Here is a 24,182-nt window from a genome sequence, read left to right on the forward strand (position 1 = left end):
TGGTGCGTTGGAGCGGAGCCTTCGGGCGAGGCGAGAGGGCGGACGCGCTTCCAAGAAAAGCCGGCGAAGCGCCAGCTGCGGGCGGCCCGTACCGCAAACCGACACAGGTGGTCGGGAAGAGGATTCCAAGGTGCTCGAGTGAATCACGGCTAAGGAACTCGGCAAATTGACCCTGTAACTTCGGGATAAGGGGGGCCTACTCTGAGAGGAGAGGCCGCAGAGAAACGGCCCAGGCGACTGTTTAGCAAAAACACAGGGCTCTGCCAAGGCGAGAGCCGACGTATAGGGCCTGACACCTGCCCGGTGCCGGAAGGTTAAGAGGGGATGTCAGCCGCGAGGCGAAGCATTGAATCGAAGCCCCGGTAAACGGCGGCCGTAACTATAACGGTCCTAAGGTAGCGAAATTCCTTGTCGGGTAAGTTCCGACCTGCACGAATGGTGTAACGATCTGGGCACTGTCTCAGCCGTGAGCTCGGTGAAATTGTAGTGGCGGTGAAGATGCCGCCTACCCGCCACGGGACGGAAAGACCCCGTGCACCTTTACTGCAGCTTTGCGTTGGTCTTGGGTCAGCGGTGTGTAGGATAGGCGGGAGGCAGCGAAGCGGCGTCGCCAGGCGCCGTGGAGCCAACCTTGAAATACCGCCCTCCGCTGTCCCGGGTCCTAACCCGGTTCAACCGGGGACCGCGCATGGCGGGCAGTTTGACTGGGGTGGTCGCCTCCGAAAGGGTAACGGAGGCTTCCAAAGGTCGGCTCAGCACGCTTGGTAACCGTGCGGGGAGTGCAATGGCACAAGCCGGCTTGACTGCCAGGCCGACGGGCCGCGCAGGTGGGAAACCAGGGCATAGTGATCCGGTGGTCCCGCATGGAAGGGCCATCGCTCAAAGGATAAAAGGTACGCCGGGGATAACAGGCTGATCTCCCCCAAGAGCTCACATCGACGGGGAGGTTTGGCACCTCGATGTCGGCTCGTCACATCCTGGGGCTGGAGAAGGTCCCAAGGGTTCGGCTGTTCGCCGATTAAAGTGGCACGCGAGCTGGGTTCAGAACGTCGTGAGACAGTTCGGTCCCTATCTGTGGTGGGCGCAGGAGGACTGAGGGGGGCTGCCCTTAGTACGAGAGGACCGGGGTGGACCCACCGCTGGTGAGCCGGCTGTCCCGCCAGGGGCACGGCCGGGTAGCCACGTGGGGAGCGGATAAGCGCTGAAGGCATCTAAGTGCGAAACCGGCCCCGAGATGAGTCCTCCCGATAGCAGGGCCGTCGTAGACGACGACGTCGATAGGCCGCAGGTGCACGCGCCGAGAAGCGCTCAGCCGAGCGGTACTAATCGCCCGAGGGCTTGCGGCACACTCCCGCACACAGCCGATTTTCTTCTCTCGTTTCCACATGCTCATTGACCGCAAGTACATAAGTACATACAAGCATTACCTCCCATAAAAGCCTTGCTGGCGGCTATGGGGCGGGTGGTCACCTCTTCCCATCCCGAACAGAGAAGTTAAGCCCCGCACCGCCGATGATACTGGCCTCGAAACCGGTAAAGTAGGTAGCCGCCACAATACCATTGCAACAGCCCCCCTGCCACAGGCAGGGGGGCTGTTTGCTTTATACAGGGTTGGAGCGAGAATATTCAATTCCTGTTTGATACTATGGAAGAAGCAAAGTAGCTATTCGCACAATACAAACCAGCTTCCCACGCATGCCTCTATACATCTGCCTGCTAGTACTAGCCTAACCGTTTAATTGGTTTCAGATAGACCGTTTTTCTATTAGCCAGCCACTTCCGATCAATACCTTCTACATTAAAGACCCGATCCCACATTCGCTCGTAACCATGAGCAGCATTGGGAAAAGTCGTAGTTAGTTTAAAAGCTTTTTGGTAAAAGGGAAGCGGTTGAGCATGAACTAATTTTCGTGAAACGATAAGCTGGGCTCCCAACACAAACGGATAAGAATCTGGGCCTGAAGTACCGAAAAGATTCTGGTGTAATCCAGCCAGATCCAGTTCATCACCCACCTTGTTTTTTGACCATTGCCGAAATAGCAAACCATCGGGCGTATCTGTATCAATAATATGCCCCAACCAAACAAAAGATTGATCAGAGAATTCACCCGCTGCCAGCTTGCGCAATGTGGCATGGAAATCGTAGGCATGGTCAAAGGGTTTTCCCTGACAAAAAACTGTATAGTCGGCTAGGGAATGGTAGCGGGTTACTAAGTGGTGTAGATAAGAATGGGCCTCACGTCCGACATTGGAAAGGATGTGATGAGGAAGGAGGAGTGGAGCTTCTGCCTTGGAATAAATTGTTTTCTGGATAGTACAGGGGACACGCTTCAACCAATTAAGATTTTCATGATAGTGGGCTACGACGAGTTCTATCGAAATATCCTTCATAGGTACCTAGGCGGTAATAGTTCATGGATCAGTTTTTCCATTGCCATGGCTTATATAGTAGTATATCGAGCTAATGAAAAGTCTTAGCAAGGGTAAGTAAACCATCGGCTGTTTGAACCTACTTCTTCTCGATGCCTGATAAAATCCGGCCAATTTCGTTGGCTTTGACCATGAAATCCATACTTTGAGGTATATCCTGGCTGTCAATGGCCTGCTTGAAGCGTTGCAATAAATCGATGTAGTCGGCAAGGGCTTTGGACACATTTTCTTTATTCTGGTCAAAGATAGGAGCCCACATCGCGGGAGAGCTTTTGGCAAGCCGCACCGTAGAAGAAAAGCCTGTACTCGCCATGTCGAAAATCGTCTTTTCATCTTTTTCTTTCACCAAAACCGTCAGCCCTAAGGCGAAAGAACTGATGTGGCTGAGGTGCGAAACATAAGCTAAATGCAAATCATGTTCGGCGGGTGTCATGTAGTGTATTTTCATGCCAGCATCCCGCAGTAAGGCCTCCACCAAAGCCGAAGAATCGGGATGGCTTTTGAAAGCATCGCAGATGATGACATTTTTGCCAGGCAGCAGCTCACGGAAGGCTGCTCCGGGACCAGAGTTTTCAGTCCCCGCCATTGGGTGTACAGCTACAAACTGCGCGCGCTTAGGATGTGTGTCGGCTATCTGGCAAATAGCTTCTTTCGTGGAGCCGAGATCCATCACTGTCCTTCCAGCAGGTATTTGATCTAGAATGTGGGGCAGCAGCTGAAGGATACTATCTACGGGAGTAGCCAATACACTAAGTTCAGCTTTCTGCAGAGCTTCTTCTAACGGTAGAATTTCGTCAACGAGACCTTTGGCCAACGCTATTTTCTGGTTAACAGTCGACTGGTCTACGCCTACGATTTTCAGATAGGGGTACTTTTCCCGTAATGCTAAAGCGAATGAGCCACCTAGTAAACCAACGCCTATAATATTAATGATCATTTTTTAGTAGCTGTTAGCTAGCAGCCATTAGTTTATGGCTTCGGGCTGAATACCATTGAATAAAGTAGTTTCGAAGGAGCTTTTGAGCTGTTGTCAATAGCTTAAAACTATTGCCTGACTCTTTCCGCGGCTTCCCAGATTCTCTCCTTAGGGGTACATAGGGACAGGCGAATGTACCGATTTCCTTTGGGACCAAAAATAAAACCGGGTGCGATGAAAATGTGCTTCTCGATCAGAAGCGAGTTTACAAGTTTTTCCGCCGACTCGGTGGTTTCCGGAAGCTTGCCCCATAAAAACATGCCTTCCTGGGCTGTATCCCAAGTGCAGCCCAAAGCGGTCAATAAAGCTTCTGCGGCTTCCAGCCTACCTTCATACACGGCATTTCGCTGCTGGTGCCAGTCATCGGAGTTTTGTAGAGCGGCAACCGCGGCTTCCTGAACACCCTGAAACATGCCTGAATCCACATTGCTTTTTATTTTCAAGACAGAATCCACGTATGGTTTCGCCGCTGCCAGCCAGCCAAGCCGCCACCCGGCCATATTATGTGATTTACTCATGGAATTAAGTTCGATCGCCACTTCTTTGGCGCCCTCAATTGAAAGCAAACTAATCGGCGGCTTCTTATTTAATATCAGACTGTACGGATTGTCGTGACATAGCAAAATTTTGTGCTCCTGCGCAAAAGCGACAGCCTGCTCGAAAAGCTGGGGCGTGGCAGGTGCGCCTGTGGGCATGTGGGGGTAGTTGAGCCACATGATTTTAGTGCGGGGCGTCACAAGCGCGCTCATTGCAGCCCAATCGGGCTGCCAGCCATGATTCTCACGCAGAGTATACTCTTTTACAACAGCGCCAACCATCTGACTCACGGCGCGGTAGGCCGGGTACCCTAGTTCGGGTACCAGTACTTCATCCCCTGGATCCAGAAAAGTGAGTGAAATATGAGTGATACCTTCTTTAGAGCCGATAAGGGGCAGGATTTCGGTCGTTGGATCGAGCTTAACGCCGTAGGTATGGGCGTAAAACCCGGCAATGGCCTGCCGGAACGCTGGGGTACCTACGTAAGGCTGATAGCCATGGGCCTGCGGTTTTTGAACTGCTTCACCTAAGGTAGTCAGAGTAGACTTTGAGGGCATCATATCAGGATTGCCGATACCTAGGTTTATAACGTCATGGCCCTCAGCCAATAACTTGCGCACTTCGGCCAATTTTACAGAAAAGTAGTATTCTGAGGTCTGGCGAGTTCGTTGCGCGGGTTCAATAATCATTTGTAAAAAATCAGGACTTTCGAAGGGATAAATACAAAAAAATACCCGGCTCGAACGTTTTAGTACGTATACATCACTTGGAGCCTGCAAGTTAGTACAAAAAAGACGTTTGGGACGAAGACAGCCCGCATGGAAAGCTCAGTATGTCAAAATTTCCTTTCTATGATTGTTCCACTGCCAAAAAGGCCTACTCTTGCCCTGTATACTTTTTTTGTACAAGTTATACATCAATGGAATGATTTTTTTCGTATATATAAGTACAATGAAGAACTTACAACCTAAAATAAGAAAGGAAATACCCATGAAAAATGTAATGAAAAGTATAATGCTGATTCTGCTGGGAGGCTGGTTTGTTGCCTGTTCACCCTCCTTTCAGGTTCAAAACGATTATGACCGAAGTGTCAACCTGAAGCAGTTCAAAACCTTCTGGGTGCAAGCCGAGAAGAATATGACGCAGGACCCTCTGTTGGGTAGCGAATTGAACCGCCGCCGGATTACCGATGCGGTAGTGCAGGCAATGGAGGCTAAAGGATACCGGCTGGACGAAAGCAACCCTGAGCTGGTGGTGCGGTACTTGACCGATGTGAAAGACCGCCAACAGGTACGTTCTAACAACATGTCGCCCTACTGGTGGTGGTACGGTCCACAGAACAATGTCTCCACGTACAGCTACGAAGAAGGACGTTTCATTGTCAACATCTATCAGAACCGTAGCGACCGGATGATTTGGCAAGGTTGGGCGTCTGGTAAACTGAAGGCACCCAGCAAGCGTGATGACCGCGCTGCCATGATGCAGGGAATTATCGGCGATATTCTTCGCTCGTTCCCACAGGCTACCTCCGATACCTATTCCAATGAAGTAGGTACCCGGTAAGAAATAACTGCCAAACAAAAAAATGGGAATCCACTACTGGATTCCCATTTTTTTGTTTGGCCAAAGTTTTTGATTGCTATTTTGCCTGACGCAATCCGGCCTGTAGCGCCTTGTTATCGGGGAAATCCTGAGGAATCCAGCGGTTTACAATCCGGCCATTGGAATCGATTACCATAAAGGGAAAACGTGGCTCGATGGCGTACGACTCTTTTAGTTTTTCTATTTGTTCGTCTGTCGCGTACAAATGCAGAGCGTTTGGCCGCTGCTCTACATATTGTTTCCAGGTACCAAAGGGAATGCCCGGCGTTGCACTCACATAGACGAACAGTATACTGTCACCCTTGGCATTTTCCAAAAGCTTGAGCGCCGGTTCGTGCTGTTTCAGGTTAAAGGCAAAAGCCACGGCCAGCGGCTTCCCGCGCAAGCTGCTGAGGGATACGGCCGAACTGTCCTTGTTCAGTAATGTGAAATCAGGTGCCATACTACCCTGGGCCAGTTTTTCTTTTGCCGAAATCAGTTTGGAAAAGTACCCATTTACCGCTGCCCCAGGGTACCTTTTTTCAAAATCGGTAAGCAAGCTCCGGGCCGTCTGCGTAGAGGGTAGGGCGGTGGAAGCGTAATTGAGCCAATAGGTAAGGAGATACTCCTGCTGTTTGGGATAGCCACTGAGTTTTTCGGCACTGCTTTGGTATACTTCTGCCACTGCTTCCGGACTGAGGGCCGCCGGATCGGCTTCCAGCGAGTACTTTTCGGTCACCGGAATCATCACCCACTTTTTCAATTCATTGCGGTAGGCTGCACTAGCCAGAGCGGCATCAGGGAAGAGCTTAAAATTATTCAGCGTAATGGCATTCAGTTCTTTACGTTGTTCGGGCGTCAGTTTTACGGCCTTATTTTTCCGTATTTCCCGATCTTTCACAATACCCTGCATCAGGTACCCCTCGACTTGGGTAGTAGCATTTACAAAGGTATCGAAGGCTTCATCGGCCGGATGCGCCGCCTTGAATACTTCGTATTGCTGGGTACGTAGCCGCGCCAGGCTATCGCTTTGTTTCACGATGGCCGCATTGTCGATTTGCCGGGGATTGAAGCTGAACGCAGGTAGGTACTGGTAATGATTGTCCAGAAAATAATTTTGTAAAAAGACCTGCCGATCCGCGTGATCGCCCGTAAAAGCCAATTCATTTGCGTTGCCGACATTAATCGTCAGGTCGTCGTTCGGAATGAGGTACAGCAGGTAGGTACGACTCTCATTACGCACGCCGCCAGGATTGGTATTGGTAGCGGCGTTTTTGGGAGTCCTTACCAGCCGCACCAGCGCCGGTTCGCTGATAGGCACGGTGGCCGTGCCTTCTTTCTGCTGGCTCAGATCGAAGGTACCCACGGGTTCGAATTCTGTTTCGGATAATCCTACCCCCAGCGTTTCATGAAAGCGAGGTCGCTCCAAGGTAAGCGAATAGGTATAGTCGGTATTCTCGGCTGACTTGATGGTAATTTTTGCCGGATTTTGCGCCCAGGTATTCAGCGTGGCCAAAGCCAGCAAGCTGGAAAGTAAGAATTTCATAGGTTTGTGTTTGGTAAAAACGGACTGGTATACGTATTGATAAAACCGTTCCACTAATTTAGCATTCTATTTTTCCCAAGTGCGGCATGACCCGACCTACCTTTTTACAATTCAATACCTTACGTGCCGATTTTTCGGGCGAACTATATTACGACACTTCCACTACCCATGAAGCCATCCGGCGACTTTACGCCACGGATGCCTCGGTCTACCAGGAACTACCCCTGGCCGTAGCTCTGCCGCGCCACGAGGAGGATATCCGGCGGCTGATCGCTTTCGCCACCCGCCACCACATAACCCTCATTCCCCGTGCGGCGGGTACCTCGCTGGCCGGACAAGTGGTAGGAAATGGCCTGGTAGTGGATATTTCCAAATATTTTGACAAGATACTGGAAGTCAATGCGGAGGAAAAATGGGTACGCGTACAGCCCGGGGTCATTCGCGACGACCTCAACAAACACCTGGCTCCCTACGGCTTGCTGTTTGGCCCTGAAACTTCTACGGCCAGCCGGGCCATGATCGGCGGTATGATCGGGAACAACTCCTGCGGGTTGCACTCCATTGTCTGGGGAAGCACCCGCGACCATCTGCTGGAGGTGAAGGTACTGCTGGCCGACGGTTCCGAAGCCGTTTTCTCGGAATCCACTACCCCGGATTTTTTGCAAAAGGTAGCAGCCACTTCTGCTAATAGCAAACGCCAGCAAGCCATTTATGCCGGAATGTGGGGAATTATTTCCAACCCTATCGATCAGGAATTAATCGAAAAAAGCTTTCCTAAAAAATCGGTAACCCGGCGCAACTCCGGCTATGCGCTGGACAGCCTGAACACCGGAGAATCCATCAACCTGGCCCGGCTCATTGCGGGTTCGGAGGGTACCCTCTGCTTCATCACCGAAGCCAAACTCAACTTAGTCGACCTGCCACCTGCCGCTGTGGGCGTAGTCTGCGTGCATACCCGTTCGCTGGCCGAAACTCTGCACGCCAACCGCGTGGCGATGCGGCACGCTCCAAAAGCCTCCGAGCTGGTAGACAAGTACATTATGGATTTTACCAAGGAACACCATGAGTACTCCAAAAATCGCTTTTTCCTGGAAGGCGATCCCGCTGCCCTGCTGCTGGTGGAGTTCTGGGGCGATACGGAAGAGCAGGTGCAAAAACTAGCTTTGGCTTTCACAGACGATTTGAAGCTGGAAGCCCTGTGCTACGCCTACCCCCTGCTGTTCGGGGCAGATGCCACTAAGGCCTGGGATATTCGTAAAGCCGGACTGGGGCTGATCCGTAATCTACCGGGCGATACACAACCCGTCAACCTGATTGAAGACTGCGCTGTAGCCGTAGAGGATTTGCCCGACTATATCGCAGATTTGGAACAAGTACTGGCCCGCCACCAGCTTCATGCCTCTTACTACGCTCACGCCGGGGCGGGACAACTGCACGTGGAGCCTATGATCAACCTTAAGACCAGCGAGGGAAAACACAAATTTCGCGAGGTTCTGGCCGATACGGCCGTACTGGTGAAAAAGTACCGGGGCGCGCTATCGGGCGAACACGGCGATGGTCGCCTGCGTGGCGAATTCATTCCGTTTATGATGGGCGACGAGGTATACGAATTGTTCCGGCAGGTCAAGCGCATCTGGGATCCGGCGGGTGTTTTCAATGCCAACAAGATTGTGGACACGCCGCCCATGAACGAGTCGCTGCGCTACGTACCCGACGCGGTTCAGCCCAAAATCGATACCGTGTTCGATTTCTCACGAGAAGAAGGCATCCTGCGACTGACCGAAAAGTGCAGTGGCTCCGGCGACTGCCGCAAAACCGAACTAACCGGGGGTACCATGTGTCCCAGCTACATGGCCACCCGCCGCGAGCGCGACACCACGCGCGCCCGTGCCAATATTCTGCGGCAGTACTATACCAAAGGTACCCCTGATCATAAAAAGGAAATGGCCGCCACCGATGCCGACATGGTGAAGGAGGTGCTGGATCTGTGTCTTTCGTGCAAGGGCTGCAAAGCCGAATGTCCATCGAGTGTGGATGTGGGCAAAATGAAGGCCGAGTTTACCCAGCACTACCACGATACTCACGGAATTCCGTTGCGGTCGCGGCTGGTCGCGGGCTTCACCAAGCAGATGGAACGGGCCATGTGGGTACCCTGGGCCTACAATGCTGTAATAGGTACCCCCTTTCTCAGACGACTGGCCAACCGGGTGGTAGGTTTTCATCCCGATCGCACCATGCCTAGTTTGTCGGCCACGACGTTGAGAAAATGGTTTGAAAAAAGAAAGAAAAAAACGCATGACCAGGGTACCCCCTCTCGGCTGGTGTACCTTTTCTGTGACGAATTTATCAATTTCAACGATGTGGAGGTAGGTAAGAAAGCGGTGCTTTTGCTGGAGGAACTCGGTTATGAAGTCCGTATTCCCAGCCATGTGGAGTCGGGACGTACCTACCTGTCAAAAGGTCTGGTGAAAGAAGCGCAGGAAATCGCCAATCGTAACGTCCGGCTTTTAAGTAAGATGGTACATGACGAGTGTCCACTGATCGGTATCGAGCCTTCGGCTATCCTGACGTTCCGCGATGAGTACCCCGACTTGGTCAAGCCCGAACTACGGGAAGATGCCCGGCAGCTGGCGCAGAATGCACTTTTATTTGAGGAATTCGTGGCCCGGGAAATGGAGAAAAAAGCCATCACCAGTGCGCAGTTTACCACCGAAAAGAAGGCACTGAAACTTCATGGGCATTGCCATCAGAAAGCATTGTCGACACTGTCGGTCGCGAAGAAAATTCTGTCTTTGCCGCTCAATTATACGGTGCAGCTTATTCCGAGCGGCTGCTGTGGTATGGCCGGGAGTTTCGGCTACGAGGCGGAACACTACGAACTTTCGATGCAGATCGGTGAATTGGTACTGTTTCCCACTGTGCGTCGGCAGCCCGACGACGTGCTCATCGCCGCCTCGGGAACCAGTTGCCGCCACCAGATAAAAGACGGAACCGGACGCAAAGCCTTGCATCCGGTCGAGATTTTGTGGGAAGCCTTAAAAAAATAGGAGTCAGCGTGATTATTTACGAATGTCAGTAGCCAAGGTATCAGCCATTTGATCGCCCGCGACGGTATCCGACATCATGGTGCCCGTCTGATCGGTCTTGGGGGTTACGTCGCCACCGTGGTTGAACAAACCACCCGCAAAGGCAATAATTGACAAAACAATACCTATGCCCACGATCCAGAACAAAATGTTCTTGGTATTTTTAGTCTCTTTGGTTTCCTGATCGATTTCTTTCCTGTCCATAGTAGTTGGGTTTTTTAAAAGCTTGCTCCAACAAATCTGTACCAGTGAAGGCAAAGTAGTCATTTTAAAGTAGTCTGGGGAAAAAATACCCCTTCCATAGGGTCGTATCGTTTTATGTATATTGCACTTCATTGACAACCTGCCCCCGCGTGCATGAATCCAAAAGAGCAGAAACAACAATTGATTGATAAAATCCGTGAAATAAAGCATCCCGAGGCTTGTCTGCTTTTTTTTCGGCTTTTAAAAGATATGCTGGACATCACCAATCTGGCCGACTCCGATCCGCGGCTCTCGATTGTGGTGCTCAAAAATGCCCCTGGTATCTCGGTCAATATCAATGTGTACCTGGCCTTGCGGCTCACCAAAACCCGAAGTGAGGGCCTGCGGCTATGGTTTGTTTTTCCCAAGGAGTACTTTCAGCAGGAAAGTTCGCCCCTGACCCGGGCGGGCGGCTTTGAAACCCGTCTGAACGGCCCTCAGGCTGACTACGTGTGGCTACCCTTACCTTTTGCCGATGCCGATCTGGATCGGTATGATCCCGAAGCCAAGCAACAGTGGGAAAACTGTCTGCTGGAATTTGTGGAAAAGGCCCGGCGTAGTCCGCATATCAAAAAACATAATTCGGCAGCCTACAAAGCGGCGGTGGACGAATCCTACCGGGGCGAAATCATCGCCGCTGCTACATCCGGTTGGCAGCAGGGTAGGGTGGAGGAAGGACAACCGACCTATAACGCACTACCCGAAGGTACCTCACCGCCCGTTGTGAGACCCGATATCCCCCTCAATTACCTGCTCTACGGCCCGCCGGGAACGGGCAAAACTTTTCGGGTACAGCAAATGCGCGCCCTATTTTCGGATGCGCATTTTGTGGCGTTCCATCCTTCCTATAGCTATGAGGAGTTTGTGGAAGGCATACGGCCCGATCTCGTAGGTGGACAACTTCACTATCAGGTCAAAAAAGGCATCTTCTACGAGGCCTGCCTGGAAGCCCTTCGGAAGGTAGGGTACTCTTCGTTCGAAAGCTACCTGGACGATACTCCCACTCGCCGGGCGGAGCGCACGGCCGCCGCTCCGGCGCATCTCCTGATCATCGATGAGATCAACCGCGCCAATTTGCCAGCGGTGATGGGAGAATTGATCACCCTACTCGAACCCGACAAACGGCTGGGGGCCGAACGCGAACTATGGCTTACGCTGCCCTATTCGCGGAGTCGGTTTGGGATTCCGGCCAATCTTTATGTGGCAGGTACCCTCAACACTGCCGACCGCTCCATCGCCCTGCTGGATACAGCCTTGCGTCGCCGTTTCCAGTTTGAGGAGGTACCTCCCAACCCCGATCTGCTTGCCGGGCTTGTGCTCGAAGGAATCGATATGCCGCAGATGCTACGAGTCATGAACAAGCGCATCGAAGCCCTCTACGACCGGGACCACGCCCTTGGCCATGCCTATTTGCTTGGGGTAACTTCCCATGAGACGCTTTGCGGCATGTTTCGCCAACGAATCATCCCCCTGCTGCGGGAGTATTTTTATGACGATTGGGAAAAAATCCGCCTGGTGCTGGGCGACAACGAAGCCTGGGGTAAAAGCTACGATGAACAACTCGTCCGCCGCGCGCCGCTTCGGGAACGGGACCTTTTTGGTGAAGAAATTCTTACCCATTCCGATCCTTATACCTACGAATTGAACACAGCCCTGAGTCAGGGCCACTTTCACCTCCTTCCCAAGGAAGCTTTTATCCGTATTTATCAAAAACCTCCATCCTAGCTACATGTTAGATCAGGCGGCCCGTAAAGTCAATTCTATTAAAAATAATAACTATGTTTATGAATAAGTCTTTCGTTTATCCCAAGGCTCTGGCACTGATGGTCATTATGGGCTCGCTCATTTCCTTTTCATGTCGGGCGCAAGATCGGAATGGCGTCTCTTTTTCGGGCGGATATAGCTTGCCCATTGGTAAGTTTGCCAGCAAGCAATTCAGTAACCCCGAGGCGGGCCTGGCTGGAGAAGGATTCTTTGGTCAACTCAGCTATGAGCGCAGGATCGGCTCGTGGGCAGGGTTGCGCCTGACGGGCAGCCTGAACATCAACCAGGCCAATTCAGAGCCTTTGATCGAACAATACAGTCAATTTTTGCCCAATCCCGATACCTATACCTGGCAAAGTGAAGTCACAGATTGGCAACTGGGAGCGGTGCTCGCCGGACCGGTAGGGTACCTGTCACTGGGCTCAGTGGAACTGGAGGGTCATATTCAGGGCGGGATGGTGTTTGCTGAGGCGCCGGGTGTTACACTCAACGGCGTTTCCTCCACCGGGCAAAATGCCGTAGACGCTCGTGTACCGGTAGCTTCCACCCGGGCCTTCGGGTATGGTGCGGGTGCGGGGGTACGTTTCCGACTGACCGACCACCTGCGCTTTCAACTCACTGGCGACTGGATCGGGGCCAATGCCCAGCTCAAAGACGTACCTACCTATGTGAAGGTCGGTGATCTTCCTCCCATCGAAGGTTCCATTAGCCCCCGGCGGTTTGTGACGGTACTCAATGTAGGCGCAGGGCTGGCGGTAATATTTTGATCAAGGGAAGAAGGGAAGGCCTGTTTCACACCATTTGCTACTTGCTTTCTGATTTCAGCCCATATTTATTTTTAAAATATCAATATATGCTGTAATCGAGTGAATGGTCGTATTGCAATTGATTTTTTGCTTTATTTTTACTGTCTAATTCAGGCCCATTGTTTTCAATGAAAGTCTGTCGTTTTTTGCAGAGTCAGGCAATCCTTGAAACCTAAGGGATTCCATCGCGACAAGCTGGTAACGTACGTATTCTTTTGTCCTTTTATTCATACTCAAAAACAACCATGATGAACTTCAAATCTCCCCTCTTGGGCAGCCTGGTGGCTGCTTTTCTGCTTACCGGTTGCGAAGACCACCGCATTCCCGCCGTCCAAACAATCCAGGTAACTCCTTTTGCTTCCGGGCTAGCCGGACCCATCGGCCTCGAAAAGGACGCCGGTGGGCATATCTGGGTGGCGGAGGCCGGTTCCGGCCAAAACGACGGCCGGATTTCGATGCTGACACCCGATGGCAAGGCTCATCCCGTCATCACCGGTTTCGATTCGGAAGTCATCATGGGCGGTGAACTGAACGGGCTCAACCACATCCTGTTTGCCGACGGCGTGCTGTACATCCTGGGCGCCCATAGCAAGCTCTACAAAGCTAATGTCGTCGGCTTCAAGCCCGGTGATACACCTATGCTGGCCAAAGACCTGCCCGTAGAAGACATGCAGCAGTTCATCCTCGATTACAATTTTGCGCAGGATACCCAGGATACGCACCTGTACAACATGACTGTGGGGCCAAACGGAGACCTGTACTTCACTGATGCGGGGGCCAATGCCCTCATTCGGCGCACCAAGGCGGGCGTGTGGAGTGTATTTGCGGTCATCCCGGGTATCACCAACCCTACGCCGGTAGGTCCTCCTTTTGTGGAGAGTGTTCCGACAGGCATCGTTTTCGACGGGCAGAAGTTCCTGGTAAGTACCTTGCTGGGCTTTCCTTTTCCGGCCAATGCTTCTATTATTTACCAGGTGGATCAGGCTGGAGCGGTTTCTGTTTACCAGGGAGGATTTACGAGTTTAGTCGATATCAACCTGACTACCGATCCCGGTGCTCTCGTCGTACAGCACGGAGTGTTTGGGGCCATGGGATTTGCTCCCAATACGGGCCAAATACGTCGGGTAGCTAACAACGGCAGCTCCGTAGCGGTGGACGGGCTGAACCTGCCGACCGACCTGGTGCAGATGGACGCCCACACCTACTACGTGAGCGGGCTCGATGGCAACGTCCAGAAAGTGACCTATTAGGCTCCCTCTTTTCTAGATTCTTCAAAAAAAAGACCTCCCTGCATTTTGCAGGGAGGTCTTTTTTTTATTCTGAGCAACTTTCTATGCCTCTTCCAGGGTATTTTCTTCGTCTTCTTCCAAAACTCCACCGCTTGCTTTGGCAATTTTCTCAAATTCTGCCACGTCGATGGTTTTTTCCTCAGTCGCGATTTGTTCGCGAATCAGATCCAACACTTTGAGGTCGAACACCTGGTTGTGCATGGTAGAAAAATTGTCCTTCTCGCGGTCGGCCAGGTAGCCCGCAGCCACACGCTCAATGACTTCATCCATGCTGTCGTCGTTGCCGTACATGCCGAATTGGCCCCGCATCATCTGCTTGGTGTAGGCCATGATCTCGGGGTACTCTACCTTCAGTTCGGCGGTTTCGGCTACCCTGTTTTTGATCAGGCTTAGTTTCAGAGATCGTTCAAAATCGTCAAACTGCTCCTCAATCTGCTCGCGGGTAAACTTACCCTCGTTGGTACGTTCAAGCCAATTCTTCAGGAAGTCGGCGGGTAGGTCGATTTTGATAGAATCCAGCAGAGCTTTCTCAATATCGCGACGCAGTAGCGTCTCCGATTCGCGCGCGTAGTTTTCTTCGATAATGCTCAGAACTTCTTTACGGAATTCCTCTTCGCTTTCTACCTTGCCGGGACCGAGTACTTTGTCGAAGAATTCCTGATTCAGTTCGGCGGGCGCCGAGCGGGTAATGTCCTCCACTTTAAAAGTAAAGTCGCCCGTCAGCTCGCTTACGTCCTCCTTTTTCTTACCTGTTACATGGGCGATGGCGGCTTCGTCTTCAAAGGTATTCTGAATATCGAATACGATCTCGTCACCTTTCTTCACACCTACGAACTGGGCTTGCTGACTTTCCTGCACGCGCTTGGTCGGGATTGCCGTATTGGTTGTGAATTCGGAAGACTCCTGCTTTAGCTCACCATAGAGCATATCGCCCGCTTCGGACACTTCGGGGTTGATGGACTCGGCAAAACGCTCTCTGAGATTAGCAATGGACGCTTCCTGTTCCTTCTCATCGGCCGTAATCGTATAGTGGGGAATGGCCGGGATTTCTGAGAAATCCACCTCGAAATCGGTTGCTACCCCCAGATCATACACAAATTCGAAATCGCTCTGCTTGTCCCAGTCAATGGCATCGGCCTGCTCGCGGTTCGGGAGCGGGTCGCCCACGACCTGAATTTTATTATCCCGGATATAATCGCTCACCGCGTGACTGAGCATGTGGTTCACTTCATCCACCAAAATGCTCTTGCCGTACATGCGGGTGATGACGTGCATGGGTACCTTGCCGGGCCGAAATCCTTTCAAATTGGCTTTTTTAGCGTAGTCCTTGATGGTTTTGTCCACCTTGGGCTTATAATCTTCCTGAGTCAGCTTTACTTTGAGCGAAGCCGTAGTGGGGGAGCTTTTTTCTAACAGAACTTCCATTGTTTGCAATGATAGATTGAATGAATGATAGAAGGATAGAATACGTAGCAATGAGAACAAAATACTCTATCGAACCTCTCATGCTCACATTAAAAATAAAGCCCTCAAAACAGCGAGTCCTGAGGGCTTCTCTCTTTTTGATCGTACGGGCGGAGGGACTCGAACCCCCACGCCTTGCGGCACCAGATCCTAAGTCTGGCACGTCTACCAATTTCGCCACGCCCGCATGTTCCAACAACTATTTTTCAGGAATAGTCATTTTTGGGAGTGCAAAGGTAATTATATATTCCAAACTGTTCCTAATTTTCTGGTAAGAAATATAGTTTGGAAAAGTATTGTTGATAATCATTGGTTAATGAATTAATTTGGTGTAGCGTTACTGGAAATGAAATGACACCGTGGAAACAATCGAAATAGACTTAGCACAGGAGCGGAACGACATCCTGAAAAAATACAGGAAACTACTCAGAACGGCCAAACCCTACCTCAAAGACAACGATGCCAAGCTGATCAAGAAAGCCTTTAATACTTCGGTGGAGGCTCATAAAGACATGCGGCGGCGGTCGGGGGAGCCCTACATCTACCATCCCCTGGCCGTGGCGCAGATTGTGGTAGAGGAAATTGGGCTGGGTACTACGGCCATTGTGGCCGCCCTGCTGCACGATGTGGTGGAAGACACCGAAATGACGATCGACGATATCAGCCGGTTGTTTGGTAAGAAAGTGGCCAAAATAATCGATGGCCTGACCAAGATTTCGGGCAAATTCGAGTACGGTACTTCCCAGCAGGCAGAGAATTTCCGGAAAATGCTGCTCACGCTATCGGACGACGTGCGCGTAATCCTGGTCAAACTGGCCGACCGTCTGCACAATATGCGCACGCTGGACAGTATGCCCCGTGATAAGCAATTGAAGATTGCCTCGGAAACCATTTTTATCTACGCCCCGCTGGCGCACCGTCTGGGCCTGTATGCCATTAAATCCGAGCTGGAGGATCTGTACCTTAAGTACGCCGAACCCGAAGCCTACCGCGATGTCTCCCGCAAGTTGCGCGAAACCAAAACTACTCGCGACCGTTTCATTGCCCGCTTTACCGATCCCATCGAGCAGGATTTGCAGGAGGCGGGCTTTAAGTACGTCATCAAGGGACGCCCCAAGTCCATTTATTCCATCTGGAATAAAATGCGCAAACAGAACAAGCCTTTCGAGGAAATTTACGATCTGTTTGCCATCCGCATCATGATCGATGCTCCGGCGGAATTCGAGCGCGAAAAAGCGTTGTGCTGGCAGGCCTACTCCATCGTCACGGATCATTACAAGCCCAATCCCGATCGCCTCAAGGATTTCCTCAGTACTCCGCGCGCCAACGGCTACCAGTCGCTGCATTCCACGGTCATGAGCAAAACCGGCCAATGGGTGGAGGTACAGATCCGCACCACGCGCATGGATGAGATTGCCGAAAAGGGCTACGCGGCCCACTGGAAATACAAGGGTAACGACACCAAGGTGCGGGGAAACATCGAGGTGTGGATCAGCCGGGTGCGCGAAACGCTGGAGAACGGATCGGGCGATCGTACCGCGGCCATCGAATTCCTGGACGAATTCCGTAGCAACCTCTTCACGGAGGAGGTTTTTTGCTTTACACCTAAAGGCGAACTCAAGGTACTCCCCCAAGGGGCCACTGCCCTGGATTTTGCCTTCGACATTCACTCCGAAGTAGGGGCCCATTGCATGGCGGCGAAGGTAGGGGGTACCCTGGCACCCATCAGCTACGTGCTGAAGAACGGCGATCAGGTAGAGATCATCACGTCCAGTAAGCAGAAACCCAACGAGGATTGGCTGCGGATCGTGGTGACATCCAAAGCCCGGACCCGGATCAAGGATTATCTCAAGGAAGAAAGCCGCCGCTACGAAACCGACGGGAAGCAAATGGTGGAGAAAAAGCTTAAAATACTGGGCATCGAAGCCAACCACGAAACGTTCAATCAGTTGCGGGCCTTCTTTGAATCCAAAACACCTGCTGACTTTTTCTACCGCATAGGCAAGGGATATATCCAGGTCGACGAGCTTCGAAAGTTCAAAAAGTACAAGGAGAGTAAGGAAAATAAAGAGCGGAAGGACAAAATCGGTGCTGATGACACCCCGGATGGCAAAACGGTGGTCAAGCTTTTGAAAAATATCCACGGTGAGCGATCCGATAGCGATACGCTGCTCATTGGGGAGGATATGGACAAAATCGACTACAAACTGGCTCCCTGCTGCAACCCCATCTCGGGCGACGACGTGTTCGGTTTCGTGACCATCAACGAGGGTATCAAGATCCACCGCACTACCTGCCCCAATGCCGCCGAACTCATGTCCAAGCATGGCAACCGTATCCTGAAAGCCAAGTGGAAGTCGCAGAAAGAAGAGGCCTTCCTGGCCGGGCTTCGTATCACAGGTACCGACCGTGTAGGACTCATCAACGACGTGACCCGCATTATTTCCAGCGACTTGCACATCAACATGCGTGGGCTGACCATCGATACCGAAGATGGTGTCTTTGAGGGGGACATTAAGCTGTACGTGCACGATACGAGCCACCTGGATATGCTCATCAATAAACTCGAACGGGTGGACGGGGTTTTTAAAGTACTCCGTTTCGATGCCAACCTCAACGCCGTGCCCCTGTGAACCGTAGCCGGTGCCGAGACGTTATAGAATGTCCCGACTTCTGTTATTTTCGGGTAAAAACACCGATATTTGCACCTGATTCAGCAACCTATGTCACAAAACGGTAAGGACAATATGGAAGCCGCCCGGAAAATCCTGACGGCTTATCTGGAAAACAAAGGCCTTCGCAAGACGCCCGAGCGGTTTGCGATTTTGGAGGAAATCTACACCCGGAGCGATCATTTTGATGTAGACGAGCTCTATATCAGCATGAAAAACAAAAAGTACCGCGTCAGCCGGGCCACGGTATACAATACCCTGGATGTACTAGTCGACTGCGATCTGGTTACCAAGCACCAGTTTGGTAAAAATCTGGCCCAGTACGAAAAATCCTACGGCTTCAAGCAGCACGACCACCTGATCTGCACCGACTGCCACAAGGTGATGGAATTCTGCGATCCCCGCATTCAGTCCATTCAGAATATGGTGGGTGAAATGCTGCATTTCAAGGTGGACCACCATTCGCTGATTTTTTATGGCGGCTGTACGCGTTCCAACTGTGAGAACCGAAAAGACATTGCCGAAGAGGAGCTCTTCGATCGAAATAATAATTGAACTAACTCATACGGCCCGATTTGACCTATTATAGGGTCGAATCGGGCTTTTTTTATTTTAAACTGCCGTATTGAATGAAAGTCGACGTATTGCTAGGCCTCCAGTGGGGCGACGAAGGAAAAGGTAAAATTGTGGACGTCCTTGCGCCACGATACCAGGTGGTAGCGCGTTTTCAGGGCGGCCCCAATGCGGGACATACCCTCGAATTTGACAATATCAAACACGTGCTGCACCAAATCCCGTCCGGAATTTTTCGCTCCGATATTCAAAATATCATTGGAAATGGAGTCGTACTTGATCCCATTGTATTCCGTCGGGAAATCGAAGGCTTACAGAAGTTCAATCTGGATTTGAAAGCCAATCTTTTTATCTCCAAGAAAGCATCGCTCATCCTGCCTACGCATAGTCTGCTGGACGCGGCTTACGAAAAATCAAAAGGGGAAGACAAAATTGGCTCCACGCTGCGGGGCATCGGCCCTACCTACCAGGACAAGGTGGCGCGGCTGGGGTTACGGGTAGGTGATTTGGTTTCGGGCGATTTCAAGAGCAAATACCACAAACTCGTCAAGGCGCATAAGGCCATCCTTGATTTTTACGAGTTCGACTACCAGGAAGCGCTGGCCGCCGCCGAAGAGCGTTTCTTTGCTGCCGTGGAGTTCATGAAAGAATTTCAGTTGGTGAACAGTGAATACCTCATCAATGAATCACTCGATCAGGATAAGGCGGTACTGGCCGAAGGAGCCCAGGGCTCACTGCTCGACATCGATTTTGGTTCCTATCCTTTTGTGACCAGTTCCAGCACCATGACTGCCGGCGCCTGCACAGGATTGGGCGTGTCGCCGCACGCCATCGGCGAGGTGTACGGCATTTTCAAAGCCTACTGCACCCGCGTGGGTAGCGGGCCTTTCCCGACCGAACTGCTGGAAGAAACCGGCGAAAAAATGCGGAAGGAAGGTAACGAGTTTGGCTCCACCACGGGCCGCCCGCGCCGCTGCGGCTGGCTGGACCTACCCACCCTGAAGTACGCGGTGATGATCAACGGCGTGACGCAACTCGTGATGATGAAGGTGGATGTACTCAACATTTTCGACACGATACGCGTATGTACCCACTACCGCCTGGCCGATGGTACCCTCACTGACCAGCTACCTTACGACCTATGCACCGAGAAAGTAGAGCCTGTGTACCAGGATTTTGCGGGCTGGGAACAATCGCTCGACGGCATCAGTGCCTTCGATGATATGCCCGCTGAACTCACTACTTATGTGGAGTACCTGGAAAAGGAGCTGAAACTGCCAATCAGTTTTGTCTCTACGGGTCCCGACCGGGAGGCGCTGATTCATCGCGAAGCGGTGTTAGGATAGGGCTTACGGTACGTTTCGGAGCGAAGGCAGGATTGTGCCGCAGTTCCGAGTCCTAAAAAATAGTTTTGATTAATGAACGACTCCGCTGCTTTTTACAAAATCTTTTTTCAGGACGATACGCTGTTTCGGGTGGATGAACCCGTAGTGGTCGTTCAGGCAAAAGAAGAAAAAGCAGCGGAATCGTCGATCAGTGAAAAGGTACCCCCTGTTCTAGCGGAAAAAGTACCTGATCCGGCGGTCGGCAAAACCGAAAGTGTGAGCAAGGTACCCCCGGCTGTTACAGCCCCCGTCCCAGCCATTTCCCCGGTGGCTGTTCAATTCCCCGCTTTACAACATCAGATTCTGGTATTGGTAGATGAAAAAAAACAGGCCGATCTACTGCCTTCGGACTCCCTGTTGCTGGAAAATATCCTGAAAGCCACGGGACATTCCATTGCTGAAACCGACATTCTGAATTTCAGTACCCTTTCTTCTGCCGATGCAAGAGCAGTTTTGGCCACCAAAAGTACCAACTACTTCATCACGTTTGGGGTACCTTTGATCAAACTCCAGCTCGATCTGTTGCTTCCACCTTATACGCCCAAATACATCGAGGGAATCTGGTTTCTGCTGGCCGATCCGCTATCGGTCATTGATGCGGACAAATCCTTGAAAAAACGGCTGTGGCTGGCCCTGAAAAAGATGTTCGAGGTAGGTTGAAATCCGTTTATTCTACACGTAAATTTTACCAACTATCACAATAATGTAGATTGTCCGGCAGTTTTGGTAGATAATTGCAGACAAACTTGTATTGTCAATCTTCCATTACCCATTAGATCATGGCGACCGTCTGGGAACGTTTTTCGCAATTTGTCAAGGGGTCCGGTGATCAGGATCTGGATTATTATGAAGATGAAGCGCAATCTGCTAGCAGCGAGACCGCCTCATTTCCGTTGCCTTTGCCCCATCCTGCTACGGCCCCACCGCCAGCCGACAGTACTCCCCGGTTCGTTCCAAAACCAGTCGAGGTACCCCCTCCTTCGTACCGTATTCCAGCTGAGGTCGAGGCGACTCAGTACAGCAATATACTCTCCGAAAGACCACAGCCTGCCGCCCTTAATCCTGTATTAAAACCAACCTTGCCGATTAAGGAAGCAGAGAGTGCGCAGGAGGGTAGCGGATCAAGTGAAACAAAAACTTCCCAGCAGGAGCGGGCGCAAGGTACCCTTGCTCCCGCTCCGGGTGTGTCCACACCGGGTGCATCCACACTGGGTGCAGGTAGGCCGCGCGCCGGAGTGCCCCGGATGGAAATGCCGGAAAATGAATACGTGCTGGAAAGTACTGATCTGACGATTCCCTATTGGCTGGCTGATGAAGATACTTTGCGTGACGAGGGTGTACTGTTTGGCCTTGCGGAATCGGAGCCTACCGAGAAAACCGACATCATTCAAAATTATTTTTTACACCTGACCGCACCCCACGAGCGTCGCATCGAGCAGCAGAACGAGCGCGTGCAGGAGATGAATCTGTATATTGGTCAAAAGGAAAACCGAATTCAGGAACTACAAGTCAAGTTAAAAAACCTGGAGAACTCCCGGCTCGAGGGCGAACACCAGCTGCCGCGCACTGTGGTAGGGCTGGTACTTTCCGTTGCCATGTGCGTAGGCAATTACTATTTAATCGAAGAAACCCTGCGGCCTTCTTTTGCCAGTAGTTCATTCGTGGCGTTGGGCGTGTTTCTGGCTGGAATGTTCAATCTGTTCGGACGTATCTCACTTTTCCACGATACCGAAAGCCGTGTGACGTGGCGGCAGATTCTGGAGGAGGTAGGTATGCCGCTGGCGGCGGCACTGTTTGTGTTTGCGCAGGCCTCGCAAACCCAGAACGCCTGGCAGGCCACCGCGTTATTTGTATTTGTCTTCTTTCTGTTCCTCTTTGCCGGCAAACTATTCCTGAGCAACCTCACCGTGCTGCGCAACGACCTGCACGTGTGGCTGACTTCCCAACGCGGCCGCCGGGAATCCGTGAGTCATGCTCAGCTTTGGGAAGAAGAGATGGGATACCTGGAGCAGGAAATCAACGATCTACGGGTACAGAAATGGCAGGTACTTCGCGAGCAGGGTACCTCCGAAAGCGAGCGTGCCCGTCTGCAGGCCCGCCGCGATATGCTCATCAAACTCTTTGAAAGCGAGTTCTATCTGGCCCGGAATATGAAAGGTCGCCTTTCTGAGAAGCAGTTACGGGAAATCAGGGGCAACTAAAAGTGAAAAAAAAGACCTGAAAGCCCTGATAGGGCGATTGTCTGAATTATCCTGCACTCATCATTGTTTACCAATTTCACCTTTTCTCGATTGATATGGCATAAACATTTCCATTTGATAATTTCTACTTTCGAATCTCAACTGAATAAAAATGGAAGAGCAACAGCCAAATCAACACCCCGATTATCAGCACGGCTATACGAGCGGAATCGAAAATCTCAACCGGGAGGCTTATGAAGCTTACCTGTCGAGCCAGGTAAGTCATGAATGGGTAGCGGAACGCCTGGATGAGAAGAAAAACGAACTGAATACGCTGGGAACGACCCGGCAGGATACCCTGGGCAAGCGTAAGGGCGCCTTCGATGCCTTACAGGAACATCTGCTTGGCCTTAACCAAACCTCGAAGCGCGCACAGGAAATCCAGGGCCGGGTAGCCGAAACAGAGCAGGAAACCGAACTTTTAAAAGAGAGGCGCACCAACGCCGCCACGCACTACTCGCTGCTGGCTGGGTTTATTTTTCTGGCGGCGGGATTATCCTTCATTTTCGGTGATCTGATTATCTCGCACGAAATTGTAGCCTACGCGCTCAACATCCGAAATTCTAACGAAGCCTGGGCTTTTGCCGTGGGGCTGGCAATGGTATCCATTCTGCTGAAGCCTGCCTACGACCGTCTGATCGAAGGACCTTACCAAACCGACGATTCACCCCGTATTAAGAAGCGTTACGGCCGCTTCAAGGTCATTCTGGCGGTGTTTGCCGTAGGTACCCTCCTGGTATTGGGCTGGTTCCGGTACGAAGCCTACCGGACAGACAAGTTGAAGGAGGCCATTAATAAATCCATCAAGAACCTGCAACTCAACGCTGTGGATCCACTGACGGGTGCTACCGTCAACAGCCCTGAACTGACCAATAAAATAGAACAGGCCCTGCGCGACTCCGACAACGTGAGTATGATGCTGGTCAACAGTCCGTGGGCATTGCTGTCGTTCGTGCTGAGCGGTGTACTGTTTGCCATTGCGGGGGCCGTATCCTTAGGTATGGCATTGCCTGTTTTGCAGAGTTTTTGGTACCGCTGGCTTCAGATAGACCCGCGCTTGTGGCGGTTGCGGCGGCGGCGCAAAAAACTGGTCAAGGAGCTGACCGCCGTGGAGCAGGTACTCTCGCAGCAAATGATACAGAAGAATATCATGGAAAACGATCTGTCGGTACTTCCGGCGCTGGATGAGCTGAAGGAGCAGGAAAAAGCCCTGCGCAAAGAAATTGCCGATCTGGAAGAAGAACGCAAACTAGCTCTGACCGATAGCCGCATTCATGCCTACAACGACGGTCACGCGCGCGGCGAAGTGGTGCGCCACATCATGACTGACGAGGAATATGACCAATGGCGCAACAGCCACCTCACGGTGTCTAACCTGGCTCTGCGCGCCAAATCGTCGGCTACCGATCGCGCCGTACCCCGCACCCGCAGCGCAGGCATGCGCCCGCACCAGGCAATTCGAAAAGCTATTACGGATCGGTTCGATGAGGAGAACGGGTAGAGGTGCCTTAAAAGCATGGTGGGGTTTATGGCATAGCCCGCATCTGGAACTTCATTGAGATAAAGCCCAAAAACCGGCATTCACACATC

At 51.7% G+C, this 24,182-nt stretch carries 17 protein-coding genes, 1 tRNA gene and 2 rRNA genes (1 of these 20 only partly in view); 13 read left to right on the forward strand and 7 right to left on the reverse strand.

Annotated features, from left to right (window positions below):
- Positions 1-1,346: ribosomal RNA gene (locus GBK04_RS17405) — 23S ribosomal RNA — on the forward strand; it begins 1,499 nt to the left of the window's first position.
- A gap of 97 nt (positions 1,347-1,443) precedes the next feature.
- Positions 1,444-1,555 (forward strand): 5S ribosomal RNA (gene rrf / locus GBK04_RS17410).
- Positions 1,556-1,722: 167 nt separating this feature from the next.
- Here the strand turns inward: rrf and GBK04_RS17415 are convergent.
- The 3 genes from GBK04_RS17415 to GBK04_RS17425 form a co-directional block, all read right to left on the reverse strand.
- A complete protein-coding gene (locus tag GBK04_RS17415) occupies positions 1,723-2,391 on the reverse strand; it encodes a DUF3431 domain-containing protein (protein WP_152761825.1) in 669 nt (222 codons plus the stop codon).
- A 118-nt stretch (positions 2,392-2,509) separates the two neighbouring features.
- Positions 2,510-3,367, reverse strand: coding sequence for a prephenate dehydrogenase (locus tag GBK04_RS17420; RefSeq protein WP_152761827.1), 858 nt, complete (start codon positions 3,365-3,367; stop codon positions 2,510-2,512).
- A gap of 107 nt (positions 3,368-3,474) precedes the next feature.
- Positions 3,475-4,632 (reverse strand): pyridoxal phosphate-dependent aminotransferase, encoded by a 1,158-nt coding sequence (locus tag GBK04_RS17425; protein WP_152761829.1) that lies wholly within the window; start codon positions 4,630-4,632, stop codon positions 3,475-3,477.
- Positions 4,633-4,945: 313 nt separating this feature from the next.
- Between GBK04_RS17425 and GBK04_RS17430 the strand changes: the two genes are divergently transcribed.
- Complete coding sequence (locus tag GBK04_RS17430) at positions 4,946-5,506, forward strand: DUF4136 domain-containing protein (RefSeq protein WP_373331071.1); 561 nt, start codon at positions 4,946-4,948, stop codon at positions 5,504-5,506.
- Between the two features lie 76 nt (positions 5,507-5,582).
- On the opposite strand, the gene GBK04_RS17435 is transcribed toward GBK04_RS17430, so the two are convergent.
- Positions 5,583-7,070: a TlpA family protein disulfide reductase gene (locus GBK04_RS17435; protein ID WP_152761833.1), complete on the reverse strand. Its 1,488-nt coding sequence runs from the start codon at positions 7,068-7,070 to the stop codon at positions 5,583-5,585.
- Positions 7,071-7,156: 86 nt separating this feature from the next.
- On the opposite strand from GBK04_RS17435, the gene GBK04_RS17440 reads away from it, so the two are divergent.
- Positions 7,157-10,117: an FAD-linked oxidase C-terminal domain-containing protein gene (locus GBK04_RS17440; RefSeq protein ID WP_152761835.1), complete on the forward strand. Its 2,961-nt coding sequence runs from the start codon at positions 7,157-7,159 to the stop codon at positions 10,115-10,117.
- A 12-nt stretch (positions 10,118-10,129) separates the two neighbouring features.
- On the opposite strand, the gene GBK04_RS17445 is transcribed toward GBK04_RS17440, so the two are convergent.
- Entirely contained in the window at positions 10,130-10,360 is a 231-nt protein-coding gene (locus tag GBK04_RS17445; RefSeq protein WP_152761837.1) for a hypothetical protein, read from the reverse strand.
- Between the two features lie 153 nt (positions 10,361-10,513).
- Here GBK04_RS17445 and GBK04_RS17450 point away from each other — a divergent pair, with 153 nt between their 5' ends.
- The 3 genes from GBK04_RS17450 (at position 10,514) to GBK04_RS17460 (ending at position 14,219) form a co-directional block, all read left to right on the forward strand.
- Positions 10,514-12,124, forward strand: coding sequence for an McrB family protein (locus GBK04_RS17450; RefSeq protein WP_152761839.1), 1,611 nt, complete (start codon positions 10,514-10,516; stop codon positions 12,122-12,124).
- 59 nt (positions 12,125-12,183) lie between these two features.
- Positions 12,184-12,930: a hypothetical protein gene (locus GBK04_RS17455; protein WP_152761841.1), complete on the forward strand. Its 747-nt coding sequence runs from the start codon at positions 12,184-12,186 to the stop codon at positions 12,928-12,930.
- A 284-nt stretch (positions 12,931-13,214) separates the two neighbouring features.
- On the forward strand, positions 13,215-14,219 hold the full coding sequence (locus GBK04_RS17460; RefSeq protein ID WP_373331072.1) for a ScyD/ScyE family protein: 1,005 nt from the start codon (positions 13,215-13,217) through the stop codon (positions 14,217-14,219).
- A gap of 81 nt (positions 14,220-14,300) precedes the next feature.
- Here the strand turns inward: GBK04_RS17460 and tig are convergent, their stop codons facing one another.
- Together tig and GBK04_RS17470 are read right to left on the reverse strand one after the other, a co-directional pair.
- Positions 14,301-15,683 (reverse strand): trigger factor, encoded by a 1,383-nt coding sequence (tig, locus tag GBK04_RS17465; protein ID WP_152761843.1) that lies wholly within the window; start codon positions 15,681-15,683, stop codon positions 14,301-14,303.
- Positions 15,684-15,827: 144 nt separating this feature from the next.
- Positions 15,828-15,909 (reverse strand) — tRNA-Leu (locus tag GBK04_RS17470).
- A gap of 172 nt (positions 15,910-16,081) precedes the next feature.
- Between GBK04_RS17470 and GBK04_RS17475 the strand changes: the two genes are divergently transcribed.
- The 6 genes from GBK04_RS17475 to GBK04_RS17500 all read left to right on the forward strand — a co-directional run bounded on the left by GBK04_RS17475 (position 16,082) and on the right by GBK04_RS17500 (position 24,093).
- Positions 16,082-18,355 carry a RelA/SpoT family protein gene (locus GBK04_RS17475; RefSeq protein WP_373331073.1) on the forward strand — a complete coding sequence of 758 codons (2,274 nt, stop codon included), beginning with the start codon at positions 16,082-16,084 and terminating at the stop codon, positions 18,353-18,355.
- 90 nt (positions 18,356-18,445) lie between these two features.
- Entirely contained in the window at positions 18,446-18,949 is a 504-nt protein-coding gene (locus tag GBK04_RS17480; protein WP_152761845.1) for a Fur family transcriptional regulator, read from the forward strand.
- Positions 18,950-19,023: 74 nt separating this feature from the next.
- Positions 19,024-20,313: an adenylosuccinate synthase gene (locus GBK04_RS17485; protein WP_152761847.1), complete on the forward strand. Its 1,290-nt coding sequence runs from the start codon at positions 19,024-19,026 to the stop codon at positions 20,311-20,313.
- 72 nt (positions 20,314-20,385) lie between these two features.
- Positions 20,386-21,012: a hypothetical protein gene (locus tag GBK04_RS17490; protein WP_152761849.1), complete on the forward strand. Its 627-nt coding sequence runs from the start codon at positions 20,386-20,388 to the stop codon at positions 21,010-21,012.
- Positions 21,013-21,131: 119 nt separating this feature from the next.
- Entirely contained in the window at positions 21,132-22,553 is a 1,422-nt protein-coding gene (locus GBK04_RS17495; protein WP_373331074.1) for a hypothetical protein, read from the forward strand.
- 151 nt (positions 22,554-22,704) lie between these two features.
- Entirely contained in the window at positions 22,705-24,093 is a 1,389-nt protein-coding gene (locus tag GBK04_RS17500) for a hypothetical protein (RefSeq protein WP_152761851.1), read from the forward strand.
- Positions 24,094-24,182: the final 89 nt, after the last annotated feature.

It is taken from the genome of Salmonirosea aquatica, assembly GCF_009296315.1.
GTDB lineage: Bacteria > Bacteroidota > Bacteroidia > Cytophagales > Spirosomataceae > Salmonirosea > Salmonirosea aquatica.

Excerpts from the sequence above, each read along its gene's own strand:
- GBK04_RS17415 (WP_152761825.1), bottom strand. The coding sequence starts at position 2,391 with ATGAAGGATATTTCGATAGAACTCGTCGTAGCCCACTATCATGAAAAT.
- GBK04_RS17420 (WP_152761827.1), bottom strand. The coding sequence starts at position 3,367 with ATGATCATTAATATTATAGGCGTTGGTTTACTAGGTGGCTCATTCGCT.
- GBK04_RS17425 (WP_152761829.1), bottom strand. The coding sequence starts at position 4,632 with ATGATTATTGAACCCGCGCAACGAACTCGCCAGACCTCAGAATACTAC.
- GBK04_RS17430 (WP_373331071.1), top strand. The coding sequence starts at position 4,946 with ATGAAAAGTATAATGCTGATTCTGCTGGGAGGCTGGTTTGTTGCCTGT.
- GBK04_RS17435 (WP_152761833.1), bottom strand. The coding sequence starts at position 7,070 with ATGAAATTCTTACTTTCCAGCTTGCTGGCTTTGGCCACGCTGAATACC.
- GBK04_RS17440 (WP_152761835.1), top strand. The coding sequence starts at position 7,157 with ATGACCCGACCTACCTTTTTACAATTCAATACCTTACGTGCCGATTTT.
- GBK04_RS17445 (WP_152761837.1), bottom strand. The coding sequence starts at position 10,360 with ATGGACAGGAAAGAAATCGATCAGGAAACCAAAGAGACTAAAAATACC.
- GBK04_RS17450 (WP_152761839.1), top strand. The coding sequence starts at position 10,514 with ATGAATCCAAAAGAGCAGAAACAACAATTGATTGATAAAATCCGTGAA.
- GBK04_RS17455 (WP_152761841.1), top strand. The coding sequence starts at position 12,184 with ATGAATAAGTCTTTCGTTTATCCCAAGGCTCTGGCACTGATGGTCATT.
- GBK04_RS17460 (WP_373331072.1), top strand. The coding sequence starts at position 13,215 with ATGATGAACTTCAAATCTCCCCTCTTGGGCAGCCTGGTGGCTGCTTTT.
- tig (WP_152761843.1), bottom strand. The coding sequence starts at position 15,683 with ATGGAAGTTCTGTTAGAAAAAAGCTCCCCCACTACGGCTTCGCTCAAA.
- GBK04_RS17480 (WP_152761845.1), top strand. The coding sequence starts at position 18,446 with ATGTCACAAAACGGTAAGGACAATATGGAAGCCGCCCGGAAAATCCTG.
- GBK04_RS17485 (WP_152761847.1), top strand. The coding sequence starts at position 19,024 with ATGAAAGTCGACGTATTGCTAGGCCTCCAGTGGGGCGACGAAGGAAAA.
- GBK04_RS17490 (WP_152761849.1), top strand. The coding sequence starts at position 20,386 with ATGAACGACTCCGCTGCTTTTTACAAAATCTTTTTTCAGGACGATACG.
- GBK04_RS17495 (WP_373331074.1), top strand. The coding sequence starts at position 21,132 with ATGGCGACCGTCTGGGAACGTTTTTCGCAATTTGTCAAGGGGTCCGGT.
- GBK04_RS17500 (WP_152761851.1), top strand. The coding sequence starts at position 22,705 with ATGGAAGAGCAACAGCCAAATCAACACCCCGATTATCAGCACGGCTAT.